This window comes from Rhizobium leucaenae USDA 9039 (assembly GCF_000426285.1).
Classification (GTDB): domain Bacteria; phylum Pseudomonadota; class Alphaproteobacteria; order Rhizobiales; family Rhizobiaceae; genus Rhizobium; species Rhizobium leucaenae.
This window is the reverse complement of the sequence record NZ_AUFB01000011.1, coordinates 22,311-34,393: the sequence shown is the minus strand read 5'-3', so window position 1 is coordinate 34,393 and position 12,083 is coordinate 22,311. Positions and strand designations below refer to the sequence as shown.

The 12,083-nt window shown below is 60.1% G+C and carries 10 protein-coding genes; 2 read left to right on the top strand and 8 right to left on the bottom strand.

Annotation, left to right across the window (positions count from 1 at the left end; translation table 11 throughout):
• Positions 1-124: 124 nt before the first annotated feature.
• A complete protein-coding gene (locus tag K290_RS0117570; RefSeq protein ID WP_028753152.1) occupies positions 125-712 on the top strand; it encodes a nucleoside deaminase in 588 nt (195 codons plus the stop codon).
• Positions 713-839: 127 nt separating this feature from the next.
• Positions 840-1,676, top strand: a complete 837-nt coding sequence (gene mazG, locus K290_RS0117565) for a nucleoside triphosphate pyrophosphohydrolase (protein ID WP_028753151.1) — start codon at positions 840-842, stop codon at positions 1,674-1,676.
• A gap of 116 nt (positions 1,677-1,792) precedes the next feature.
• Here mazG and hflX read toward each other — a convergent pair whose 3' ends face one another.
• From hflX to dusB, 8 genes are all read right to left on the bottom strand, one after another.
• The gene (hflX, locus tag K290_RS0117560; RefSeq protein WP_028753150.1) at positions 1,793-3,127 is read right to left on the bottom strand and encodes a GTPase HflX; all 1,335 of its coding nucleotides are present in this window, start codon (positions 3,125-3,127) and stop codon (positions 1,793-1,795) included.
• 78 nt (positions 3,128-3,205) lie between these two features.
• Complete coding sequence (hfq, locus tag K290_RS0117555; protein WP_007693481.1) at positions 3,206-3,448, bottom strand: RNA chaperone Hfq; 243 nt, start codon at positions 3,446-3,448, stop codon at positions 3,206-3,208.
• 108 nt (positions 3,449-3,556) lie between these two features.
• On the bottom strand, positions 3,557-4,420 hold the full coding sequence (locus tag K290_RS0117550; RefSeq protein WP_028753149.1) for a D-amino-acid transaminase: 864 nt from the start codon (positions 4,418-4,420) through the stop codon (positions 3,557-3,559).
• Positions 4,421-4,492: 72 nt separating this feature from the next.
• On the bottom strand, positions 4,493-5,857 hold the full coding sequence (gene ntrX / locus K290_RS0117545) for a nitrogen assimilation response regulator NtrX (protein ID WP_028753148.1): 1,365 nt from the start codon (positions 5,855-5,857) through the stop codon (positions 4,493-4,495).
• Entirely contained in the window at positions 5,847-8,120 is a 2,274-nt protein-coding gene (locus K290_RS0117540) for a sensor histidine kinase NtrY-like (RefSeq protein ID WP_028753147.1), read from the bottom strand. Before K290_RS0117540 ends, ntrX begins: the two co-directional genes overlap by 11 nt.
• Positions 8,121-8,406: 286 nt before the next feature.
• Positions 8,407-9,858, bottom strand: a complete 1,452-nt coding sequence (ntrC, locus tag K290_RS0117535; RefSeq protein WP_028753146.1) for a nitrogen regulation protein NR(I) — start codon at positions 9,856-9,858, stop codon at positions 8,407-8,409.
• Positions 9,855-11,009 carry a two-component system sensor histidine kinase NtrB gene (locus tag K290_RS0117530; RefSeq protein ID WP_028753145.1) on the bottom strand — a complete coding sequence of 385 codons (1,155 nt, stop codon included), beginning with the start codon at positions 11,007-11,009 and terminating at the stop codon, positions 9,855-9,857. Before K290_RS0117530 ends, ntrC begins: the two co-directional genes overlap by 4 nt.
• Positions 11,006-12,034: a tRNA dihydrouridine synthase DusB gene (gene dusB / locus K290_RS0117525; protein WP_037135660.1), complete on the bottom strand. Its 1,029-nt coding sequence runs from the start codon at positions 12,032-12,034 to the stop codon at positions 11,006-11,008. Before dusB ends, K290_RS0117530 begins: the two co-directional genes overlap by 4 nt.
• Between the last annotated feature and the right edge of the window lie 49 nt (positions 12,035-12,083).

Here is a 12,083-nt window from a genome sequence, read left to right as displayed (position 1 = left end):
TTAGGACTTCTTGCTATCAACGACATTCCTATTGCCTGTGGCAAATGGAGTCCATACGTCATTTGCGCATTCCGCCGTACCGGCAATGCCGTTAAGATGAAGAAAATATCTCGGAGTGTTCCGCTTGTCCGCCAACACAATTGCCGCCCGCCTCCTCGATGTCCTGGAACACGATATCCTGCCGCTGACGCAAAGGGGTGTTGCCACCGGAAACAAGGTGTTCGGCGCGGCAATCCTGCGCAAATCCGACCTGTCGCTAGTCATCGCCGAAACAAACAACGAGCTCGAAAATCCGCTTTGGCATGGCGAAGTACATGCGTTGAAACGCTTCTACGAACTCGGCGAGAAGCCCGCAACCAAGGACCTGATTTTCCTCTCCACGCATGAGCCCTGCACCATGTGCATGTCGGCGATCACCTGGGCCGGTTTCGATAATTTCTACTATTTCTTCAGCCACGAGGATTCCCGCGACACCTTCGCGATCCCGCATGACCTGAAGATCCTGAAAGAGGTCTTCGCACTGGAACCGGGTGGCTATCGCCGGCAGAACGCTTTCTGGAACAGCTTTGCGGTTGCCGATCTCGTCGAAACCGAAGCGGAGCCGCTGAAGACGGCGCTCAAGGAACAAACGGCGCGCATCAAGGCCGCCTATGCCGCACTCTCCGACCGCTATCAAGCGACGAAGAGCGACAACGACATTCCACTGAACTGAGCTCGAGCAGTTCAGCGCTTCACGGAATCGCTGAACTGCTCTATCTCTTTGTTTTCACGCAATACCGGACGGAAAACCGCTACGCACTTTTCCTGGAATTGCTCTCGACAAGACCATAGAGGCCCCGATGGAAGCATCGCGAGACATATCCCGCCTGATCGAAATCATGGCGGCGCTGCGCAATCCCGAGACCGGTTGCCCGTGGGACATCGTCCAGAGCTTCGAAACTATCAAGCCCTATACGATCGAGGAAGCCTATGAGGTTTCCGATGCGATCGAACGCGGGGATATGGACGATCTTTGCGAGGAACTCGGCGATCTCCTGTTGCAGGTCGTGTTCCACGCCCGTATGGCCGAGGAAGCAGGCGAATTCTCCTTCGGCGACGTGGTGGAAGCCATTACCCACAAGATGATCCGCAGGCACCCGCATGTCTTCGCCGTCTCCGGCGCCGATACGCCCGACGCTGTGAAGGTGCAATGGGAAGAGATCAAGGCGGAAGAGAAGCGCGAGCGTGCCGAGCGCCGGGCAAGGCGGGGAATCTCCGAGGATTTCAAGACCGGTTTCCTCGGTTCGGTGCAGCGCACTTTTCCCGCTTTGACCGAGGCGCTGAAGCTGCAGGAGCGCGCCGCCAAGGTCGGCTTCGATTGGTCAGCGCCAGAGCCGATCCTCGACAAGATCGAGGAGGAGATCGATGAATTGCGGGTGGCACTTGCGAGCGGCGAGAAGGCCAAGGTCAGCGACGAGCTGGGCGACCTGATCTTTGCCGTCGTCAACATTGGCCGGCATGTGAAGGCGGATCCCGAGCAGGCATTGCGCGGCACGAACACGAAATTCCGCCGCCGCTTCAGCCACATTGAAATGACACTCGCCGCCGAAGGGGAAACCCTGGATGGCGCCTCTCTGGAGCGGATGGAAGATATCTGGCAGGCGGCGAAGGCGATCGAGCGTCAGCTCGCTGAATAGAGCAGTTCAGCTTTTCCCGGAATCTTAGAACCGCTCTATCTCTGTGTTTTTTCGCAATCCCGAACGGAAAACCGCTTCGCACTTTTCCTGGCATTGCTACAGCATACGGCGGACGCCTATTCCCAGTCCTCGCGCTGCGGTTTCGGGCCGTTGCCCATGCGCCGCTCCAACTCCGCCGCTTCTGTCTCGGTCAAGCGCAGATCCAAGGTGACTGTGCCGTCCTCGTTGTCTTCGCGGCTATCGACGATGGCGTGGTTGTAAAGCCACGGCAGCAACGCCAGCTTGTCGACCGGCAGCGTGATCGTCGTTTCGGTCAGGACACCGGAAAGCCGGCGGCTGATTTCGTTCATCAAACGATCGACGCCCTCGCCGCTCCTTGCCGATACCGCGATGACGTTTTCAGCGGTCGATGCCTTCTGGACGATGGCATCATGCGCCTCCGGCTCCAGTCGATCGATCTTGTTCCAGACTTCGAGGATGCGCTCCGCCCCTTCCGCCTCGCCAATGCCGAGATCGCCGAGGATTCGCATGACATCGGCGCTCTGCGCCTGATTGTCGTCATCGGAGAGATCACGCACATGCAGGATCAGGTCGGCTTCAAGGACCTCTTCCAACGTCGCGCGGAAAGCAGCTACGAGATGGGTGGGCAGGTCGGAAATGAAGCCGACTGTATCCGAGAGGATCACGGTTCGGCCATGCGGCAGTTTCATGCGCCGCAGCGTCGGATCGAGCGTCGCAAACAGCATGTCCTCGGCTAGGACGCCGGCGCCGGTAATCCGGTTGAACAGCGTCGATTTGCCGGCATTGGTATAGCCGACCAGAGCCACGATCGGATGCGGCACTTTCTTGCGCTTGGCACGGTGAAGCTGGCGGGTACGCACCACCTGCTCCAGCTCGCGCTCGAGCCGGATGATCCGTTCCTGCAGCATGCGCCGGTCGGCTTCGATCTGGGTTTCACCGGGGCCGCCCATGAAGCCCGCGCCGCCGCGCTGACGTTCAAGGTGGGTCCAGCTGCGAACCAGCCGGCCCTTCTGGTAGTTCAAATGCGCAAGATCGACCTGCAGCGTGCCTTCCTTGGTGGAGGCGCGGCGGCCGAAGATTTCAAGAATCAGACCCGTGCGGTCGATGACCTTGGCGTTCCATTCCTTCTCGAGATTGCGCTGCTGCACCGGCGTCAGCGGATGATCGACGATCACCAGACCGGCATTGAATTCATCGAGCAGCGCGCGGATTTCCTCGATCTTGCCGGTGCCGAGAAGCGTTGCCGGACGTGGATCGTTGATCGGCACGATCGAGCCGTAGACGACGTCCAGGTCGATGGCGAGTGCCAGACCCTTGGCTTCTTCGAGTCGGCTTTCGGGGGAACGTGAGGTGGTCGTCGCACCATCCGCCTGCGCGGAGCGCGATGCGCGCGCCTGCTTCAGGACGGGGACAATGACGACCGCATGCATGTCATCCCGATGCTTCGCAGTTTCCGGGATGATTGAATCGTGTTTCGTATCGCGTGTCGTGATAACGGCAAATCCTACTTAGGATGCGACTTCTTCGCTTTCGAACATCTGCATCGGTTGACCAGGCATGATCGTCGAGATCGCATGCTTATAGACAAGCTGGGAATGGCCGTCTCGACGCAGCAGGACGCAGAAATTGTCGAAGGACGTAACAACGCCCGTGAGCTTTACGCCATTGATCAAAAAGATTGTGAGTGAAATCTTTTGCTTGCGAACAGTATTGAGAAATAGGTCCTGCAAGTTTTGAGAACGTTCCGCCATCGCGCCGCTTCTTTCTTTTTTGCCAGCCTAAGCCGGTGAAATATCAAGATATACTGAGACCCCGGACAGGAGATACCCTCATTCTCTCCCCTCCAGCGAATGTTGGTATCAAATCGCAGTCTTTTCCGCAACGTCGAAAAAGGCTTCGCGAATTTTCTGCGAAACGCTTCCGGGATGACCGTTGGCAATCGTCTCGCCGTCGATGGCAACCACCGGAAAACAAATGCTGGTAGCGGCCGTGATGAACACTTCGCGCGCCGCCATCATCTCCTCGACGGAGAAGAAACGCTCGACGATGGCAAGCTCTAACTCCGCCGCGACATCCATCAGCGTCGTACGCGTGATGCCGCGCAAAATGCCATGCTCGGCCGGGCGCGTGACAAGATTGCCATCCGTGTCGACGATCCAGACATTGGTGGCCGCCCCTTCCTTCACCATGCCGTTATGGTCGATATAGATGGCTTCCTGTGCGCCGGCTTCCTTGGCCTGTTGGCGAGCCAGCGCGTTCGACAAAAGCCCGACCGACTTGATGTCGACACGATCCCAACGATTGTCGCGCACGGTAATCGCCTTGATGCCGTTGGCGTTTTTCTTGGCGATGACGGACGGGTCGGTGCTTTTGGCAGTGACGACGATCGAGGACGGTGTGCCATCTGCCGGGAAGACATGGTCACGGCGGGCCACGCCGCGCGTCACCTGCAGATAGAACAGGCCATTGCGGACATGATTGCGGCGAAGGGTCTCGCGAATCACATGGATCAGCGCCGCACGGCTCATCGGCCAGGCGATGCGCAGTTCACCGAGCGAGCGGTTGAGACGATCGAGATGGCGCGTCAGATCGACGATCAAGCCGTGACGGACCTCGCAGACCTCGTAGACACCATCGGCAAATTGATAACCGCGATCCTCGACATGGACCATCGCGTCGCTGTGCTTGACGTAACGGCCATTCACATAAGCTATTCTCGGCATGACGGACCCTGATCAGAATTCCATAAGAATAAGAGAGAGTGCGGGGCAGATCGGAACTGCCCGCAAACGGCTTCAGACGCCGAGCGACTTCAGCTTGCGGTGCAGCGCCGAACGCTCCATGCCGACGAACTCGGCCGTGCGCGAAATATTGCCGCCGAAGCGGTTGATCTGCGCGATCAGATAGTCGCGCTCGAACATTTCGCGGGCTTCGCGCAGCGGCAAGGTCATGATGTGATAGTCGTTCTTGGCCGACACCTTCGGCAGCATGTCGCCGAGATCGGTCGGCAGCATCTCCGCCGTGATCGGCGTCTCCGGTCCGTCGGTGCGCGCGAGGATCATCAGGCGCTCGATATTGTTGCGAAGCTGACGGATATTGCCCGGCCAATCATGCGCCTGCAGCACAGCCATCGCGTCGTCGCCGATGCGGCGCGAGCGGATGCCGGCCTGCTCGGAAATCTGCCGCATCAACTGGTCGACGAGAAATGGAATATCCTCGCGCCGCTCGGCAAGCGCCGGCACGCGCACGGGCACGACGGCGAGGCGGTGATAGAGATCTTCGCGGAACAGGCTTTCGGCGATCCGGCTTTCCAGATTGTAGGCGGTCGACGATATGATGCGCACGTCGACTTTCACCCGCTTCGAGCCGCCAACGCGCTCGAACTGCTGGTCGACCAGCACGCGTAAGATCTTGTTCTGCGTCTCGCGCGGCATTTCGCCGACCTCGTCCAGGTAGAGAATACCGCGATGCGCCTCTTCCAGCGCGCCGATCTTGCGCGGCTGGCCCGGCGATCCTTCCGTGCCGAAGAGCGCGATTTCCATCCGTTCGGGCGTGATCGTCGCCGCATTCAACGCGACGAAAGGACCATTGGCGCGCGACGACTTCTTGTGGATCATGCGGGCCACGAGTTCCTTGCCGGAACCGGAGGGGCCGAAGATCATAACACGGCTGTTGGTCGGGGAGACCTTGTCGATGGTCTGGCGAAGCTGCGAAACGGCAACCGACGTGCCGATCAGCTCGACGCCATCGCCGGTGCGGCGCTTCAGCTCCGAGACCTCGCGCTTCAGCTTGGAATTTTCCAACGCCCGTTCGGCGATCAGGATCAACCGGTCGGCCTTGAAGGGCTTCTCGATGAAATCGAAGGCGCCGCGCTTGATGGCGGAGACGGCGGTTTCGATGTTGCCGTGGCCGGAAATCATCACCACCGGCAGTTCCGGATGACGCGTCTTGATCTCATCCAGCAGCGACAGGCCGTCGAGTTTGCTGCCCTGCATCCATATATCGAGGAAGATCAGCCGCGGTGCTCGGTCGGAGATCGCCGCCAAGGCACTGTCGCTGTCGAACGCGGTGCGAGTCTCATGCCCCTCATCCGAAAGAATTCCCGAAACGATTTCGCGAATATCTTCCTCATCATCCACAACGAGAATATCAGATGCCATAAACGCTTTCCTTGTCACTTGCTGCTTGGGCGACGGCGGCCTGCTCACGACGCGGCAAATGCACGCGGATCATGGCACCCCTGCCCTGGTCGAAATCGGCGGGAGCATCATGCAGTTCAAGCTGCCCGCCATGGTCTTCAATGATCTTCTTGACGATCGCGAGCCCCAGGCCCGTCCCCTTCTCGCGCATCGTCATGTAGGGTTCGAGAATGCTGTGCCGGTTCTCGACCGGCAGGCCGCGGCCGTTGTCAATGACGTCGACGGTGAAGCGATCGCGCTCGGCATCCAGGAATGAACGGACGAGGACTTTAGGCTCCTCACGGGTCTCGCCGCTCGGCACGCCCTCGATCGCCTCGACGGCATTCTTGATGAGATTGCCGAAAGCTTGGCCCAGCATGCGCGTGTCGAACATGCCTTCCAGCCGCTCGTCGCCGAGCTCGCGCTCGAACTTGACGTGGTTGTTGCCCATCTCGCGCAGGAACACCGCATCGCGCAGGATGTCGCGCAGATCGCTTGGTTCCATCGTCGGCTTGGGCATGCGGGCGAAGGACGAGAATTCATCGACCATGCGGCCGATATCGCCGACTTGACGGATAATCGTGTCGGTGCATTGATCGAAAACCGGGCGATCGGCCTCGGCAATATTCTTGCCGAAGCGGCGGCGAATGCGCTCGGCGGAAAGCTGGATCGGCGTCAGCGGATTTTTGATTTCATGCGCGATACGGCGGGCGACGTCGGCCCAGGCCGTCGAACGCTGGGCAATGACCAGATCGGTGATGTCGTCGAGCGTGATGACGTAGGATTCGTTCGAATCGCGCGATTCCTCACGCGTCACCTGCACGCTCAGGGTCCGCACCGTGCCGCCGCGCACCAGGCTGATCTGTTTGCGGAAATCATTGCGGTGCCGGGTCGTTGCTTCCGTCACCACCTGCTCGACTTCAGGGGCGATCTCAGCGAGGTTCTTGCCGACAAGCTCATCGCTCTTCAGAGTCAGCAGCTCTTCGGCGGACGTGTTGGCAATGGTGATACGCCGGTCGTGTTCGACGCCGATCACGGCCGCGGTCACACCGGAGAGAACCGCTTCGATGAAGCGGCGGCGGTCATCCACCTCGTCCTTGGCTTCGAGGATCTCGTCGCGTTGAGTCCGTATCTCCGAGATCATCTTGTTGAAGGTGCGGGACAGGCTGCCGACGTCGCCGTCGGCCGCCCGCACCGGCACCAGCACATTCATGTTACCGGAGGCGACATTGTCGGCGGCGCTGATCAAAAGCCGGATCGGCCGAACGATGCGGTCGGCAACCGCGATCGCGGTCCAGATCGCCGCCAGAAGCACGATCAGCGCAAAGCCGATGTAGAGCACGGCAAAGGCGATCTGCAGCGACATGCGTCCCGCTTCCATCGCCTTGTATTCGGCCGTGTTGTCTTCGACCATGCGCATCGCGTTCATGACGCGCGGATCGACAGCCCGGACGGTATAGAGAAAGGCGCCGGGAATCTCGTCCAGTTTGAGGATAGCGCCGACCAGGTTGGTCACACCAGGCGGGATCAGCGTCGGCTGGCCGTCGGCGGAAGCATCGAGCGCGTCTTTCGGAATTGCCGGCAGCGGACGCTCGGTCTTGATGTCGGCCTGGACGATCGCGGTGCCGTCGCGACGCACTAGGAAAGCGCCCAGCAAGCCGCGCCCCTTGGCCTGCCGGGTCATCAGATCGGCGAAACCGGTGCGATCCAGGCTATAAAGCGTGCGGTTGCGCTCCAGATCGTTCGCCATGGAAACAGTCTGGCCCTGGAGGTAGCTGGCGTTCTCCATCAGATAGGCTTGCGCGACATTCTGCGAGGAGCTGATGATCTGCTGCGTGCGCAGTGCAAACCAGCGATCGAGGCCGACATTTAGCGTCAAACTGGCGACAATGGCCACGAGGATCGCCGGGGTGATCGCAACGATGGAAAAGAGAACGACAATGCGGATATGCAGGCGCGCCGCCGCCCGGCCGCGGCTGCGCGCTTTCACAAGGCGCGCAACCTCACGTGCGATCAGGGCGATCAGCCCCAGAACGAACAGGCCGTTGATGACGACGGAGGTGAAGACGACGGAGGATGTAGGAGCAACCGGTGTCAGCCCCAGAAGCATCAGGAGCGTCGCGATCGCGCACAAGAGCGCGCCGCCAGCCAAGATCAGGCCCGGAAGGGCGAAGGATGCACGACGATCCGTCACCTTGACGACCGCCTCGTCGCTCGTTGTCGGCGACACCGCGTCCTGCTTCATTCCCATCATCTCCGGGCGCGGGCGGCGGTCGGCGCCCGGGCCAAATTGCATCAGCACTGTTTTGACGGCAGCAAAAGCGACCAGGCAAGATCGGAACCGCCATTCGGCTTCACACCCAATGCGAAACCTCTATTTCAAATCATTTGAACAATGAGCTGAAACTAATGAACAATTTCCCTTTGCGCAGGAACACACCCGAACGGATCGCTACCACAAATCAGTGAACCGGCTGCGTGACCTTTAAGCAACGCATTGTGGCGAAAATGCAACGCATCCGATCACATTGTCAAGCCGTACGGGAGCTTCGATAGACGGAAACACCAAGTTCTCTGATCTTTTTGCGCAATGTATTGCGGTTGAGGCCAAGCAGATCGGCGGCTTTGATCTGATTGCCGCGGGTGGCGGTCAGTGCGGCAAGGATCAGCGGATATTCCATTTCGGTGAGAACCCGATCGTAGAGTCCCGGCGGCGGCAGATTGTCGCCAAAGCCGGCGAAATAGGTACGCATGTTCTCCTCGACCGCCTGAGCGATGGTCATGCTGCCGGTGCGGACCGGGCCTTTTTCAATCGGGCTATCGGGCACGTCGGCGCGCAATTCCGCATCGATGATCTCGCGGGTGATGACATCCTGCGGATAGAGCGCCATCAGGCGGCGGATGAGGTTTTCCAGCTCTCGCACATTGCCCGGCCAGGGGTAGGATTTCATCAGCTCCAGGGCTTCCTGGTCGAAGCGCTTCGAGCCCAGACCTTCCTTTTCCGCCTGCTGCACGAAATGACGGACGAGATCGGGAATATCCTCGGCGCGGTCACGCAACGGCGGCAGGCGCAGCGGCACCACATTGAGACGATAATAGAGGTCTTCACGGAAGAGGCCCTGATTGATCGCCTGCTTCAAATCCTTGTTGGTAGCGGCAACGATGCGGACGTCGGTGCGGATCGGCGTGCGGCCGCCGACCGTCGTATATTCGCCCTGCTGCAGGACGCGCAGCAGACGTGTTTGCGCGTCCATGGGCATATCGCCGATTTCGTCGAGAAACAGCGTGCCGCCCTCGGCCTGCTCGAAGCGGCCGGTCGAGCGCGTTTGTGCGCCGGTGAAGGCGCCCTTTTCGTGGCCGAACAATTCGGATTCGATCAGGTCGCGCGGGATCGCCGCCATGTTGATGGCGACGAAGGGGCCATTGCGGCGCTTGCCGTAATCATGCAGGGCGCGAGCTACGAGCTCCTTGCCGGTGCCGGATTCGCCGGTGATCATCAGCGTCAGGTCGGTCTGCATCAGACGCGCCAGCACACGGTAGATTTCCTGCATGGCGGCGGAGCGGCCAACCAACGGCATGCCGTCCTGCACGTCGTCATCGAGCTTGGCGGGCTTGCGCTTCGGTTCGGACAAAGCGCGGCCGATGATGGCGATCAGCTCCGTCAGGTCGAAGGGCTTCGGCAGATAATCATAGGCGCCCTTTTCCGAAGCCTTGATCGCCGTCATGAAGGTATTCTGTGCACTCATGACCAGAACGGGCAGCTCCGGCCTCGCCTTCTTGATGCGCGGCAGCAGGTCGAAGGCGTTTTCGTCAGGCATGACGACGTCGGTTACAACGAGGTCGCCTTCGCCGGCGGAAACCCAACGCCAGAGCGTGGCGGCGTTGGATGTGATGCGCACATCGTAGCCCGCGCGGCTCAAAGCCTGGTTGAGCACGGTGCGGATGGCCGCATCATCGTCGGCGACAAGGATCGTAGCTGTCATCGAGTAGTCCCTGTGGAGTTCGGAAGAGGAGCATCTTCAAGCGTGATGCCCTTGGAAGCCGGCATCAGTACGCGGAAGGTGGTACGGTGATTCTGGCTGTCGCATTCGACGATGCCGCCATGATCGCCGATGATCTTGGCGACTAGCGCAAGGCCGAGGCCGGTCCCGTTCGTCTTTGTGGTGATGAACGGATCGAAGAGATGCGGCAGGAGATCGGCGGGCACGCCCGGGCCGTTGTCGATCACGCAGAATTCCAGCGGCAGCGAAATCTTCTCGCGCGTGCCGGCGACGGAAAGGCGGATACCCGGGCGATAGGCCGTCGTCAGCATGATCTCGCCATCCGGCCGGTCGCCAATGGCTTCGGCGGCATTCTTCACCAGATTGAGGAAGACCTGCACGAGCTGGTCTCTATTGGCATAAACCGCCGGCAATGACGGGTCGTAATTCTCGGTGACCTTGATGTTGCGCGCAAAACCGGCTTTTGCCACCGCCTTCACATGATCGAGTACGGAATGAATGTTGACCGGCACGCGGTCGATCGGACGCTCGTCGGAAAACACCTCCATGCGATCGACCAGCGAGACGATGCGATCGGTCTCGTCGCAGATGAGGCGCGTCAGACCGCGATCATCATCCTCTACCGATTGTTCGAGCAATTGGGCCGCACCGCGGATGCCCGAGAGCGGGTTCTTGATCTCATGCGCCAGCATCGAGGCAAGGCCAGTCACAGAACGGGCGGCGGCACGATGCGTCAACTGCCGGTCGATCTTGTCGGCCATGGACCGTTCCTGGAAAACGATCACCACGGAGCCTGGTTCGCTCGAAACAGGCGCGACATAGATGTCCACCAGCTTGTCCTGACCGAGGCGCGGCGAACTGAGATCGACGCGGTATTCATTGACCGGGCCTCGGCGCTCGCGCACCTGATCGATCAGGGCCAGCAGCGGACTGCCGAAGGGAATGAACGTGGAAATCTCGTAGCGCGACAGATGCGAGGCGCTGGCGCCGAAGAAGGCTTCCGCCTCCCAATTGGCAAATGCGATCAGGCCGGCCTCGTTGACCATGACGACCGGGTTCTGGATCGCATTGAGAACGGCCATGGCGACGCTCCCCATGTGATCCGCAGCTCCAGAATCGGATTTGGAACTCATGCGGCCTCCTGGGCGCATTGGGGAAGATCGGATCCGGCCTGCAGCGCCGCATGAAACAAAGCCGCCACCTCCCGGCTGTCTTTCGAAGTCATGATTCCTGCCTTTTCAGCGCCTGTTATGGTGGGAGCGTAACGGTCCAGATACCAGCCGAGATGTTTGCGGGCATGACGAATGCCCACGGCTTCGCCATAGAATTCCAACATCATCTGATAATGTTCGAGGGCGATGTCGGCGATATCGCCATGGTCCGGATGAGGATGGCCGGCAAGCACACCCGCATGCCAGGGCCGCCCCTGGCAGCCGCGACCAACCATGACGGCGTCGGCACCGGAGCGGCGAAGGATTTCGCGCGCATCCTCCGGCGTGTCGACATCGCCATTGGCGACCAGCGGAATGGAGACGACCTCGCGCACGGCGCGGATCGCATCCCAATCCGCCCTGCCCTCATAAAACTGCATGCGCGTGCGCCCATGAATGGTGACGAGCTGGATTCCAGCCTGCTGGGCGCGGCAGGCGATATGCGGCGCGTTTAGGGAGTTTTCGTCCCAGCCAAGCCGCATCTTCAGCGTTACCGGAATATCAACAGCCTTGACCGTCGCCTCGATCAGGCTCAGCGCATGATCCGGATCACGCATCAGCGCCGAACCGGAATAGCCGCCAATGACCTTCTTGGCCGGGCAGCCCATATTGATATCGATGATATCAGCGCCATTGTCGGCGGCAATCTTCGCTGCCTCTGCCATCCAATGCGCCTCACGACCGGCCAGTTGCACCATATGCGGCTTAAGCCCAGCGCCTTTCAGGCGCGCCCAGGATTCCGCCGTGTCCTGCACCAATTCGCGGCTGGCGACCATTTCCGTCACGACGAGGCCGGCCCCATAGCGCAAAGCGAGCTGACGGAAAGGCAAATCGGTTACGCCTGACATCGGCGCGAGGATCACGCGATTGCGGATGGGCACCGGGCCGATGAAAAATGGGGCTGCAAGTTCGGACGGAAACAAATGATTATCTTTCAGGCACACCATATATCTGCACTATTTTTAGACAATCTTATGAAGCTTGCCAAGGGGTTTC

What these genes read in the sequence shown, in the direction of transcription:
- mazG (WP_028753151.1), top strand. Translation starts at nt 840, where the DNA reads ATGGAAGCATCGCGAGACATATCCCGCCTGATCGAAATCATGGCGGCG.
- hflX (WP_028753150.1), bottom strand. Translation starts at nt 3,127, where the DNA reads ATGCATGCGGTCGTCATTGTCCCCGTCCTGAAGCAGGCGCGCGCATCG.
- hfq (WP_007693481.1), bottom strand. Translation starts at nt 3,448, where the DNA reads ATGGCGGAACGTTCTCAAAACTTGCAGGACCTATTTCTCAATACTGTT.
- K290_RS0117550 (WP_028753149.1), bottom strand. Translation starts at nt 4,420, where the DNA reads ATGCCGAGAATAGCTTATGTGAATGGCCGTTACGTCAAGCACAGCGAC.
- ntrX (WP_028753148.1), bottom strand. Translation starts at nt 5,857, where the DNA reads ATGGCATCTGATATTCTCGTTGTGGATGATGAGGAAGATATTCGCGAA.
- K290_RS0117540 (WP_028753147.1), bottom strand. Translation starts at nt 8,120, where the DNA reads ATGAAGCAGGACGCGGTGTCGCCGACAACGAGCGACGAGGCGGTCGTC.
- ntrC (WP_028753146.1), bottom strand. Translation starts at nt 9,858, where the DNA reads ATGACAGCTACGATCCTTGTCGCCGACGATGATGCGGCCATCCGCACC.
- K290_RS0117530 (WP_028753145.1), bottom strand. Translation starts at nt 11,009, where the DNA reads ATGAGTTCCAAATCCGATTCTGGAGCTGCGGATCACATGGGGAGCGTC.
- dusB (WP_037135660.1), bottom strand. Translation starts at nt 12,034, where the DNA reads ATGGTGTGCCTGAAAGATAATCATTTGTTTCCGTCCGAACTTGCAGCC.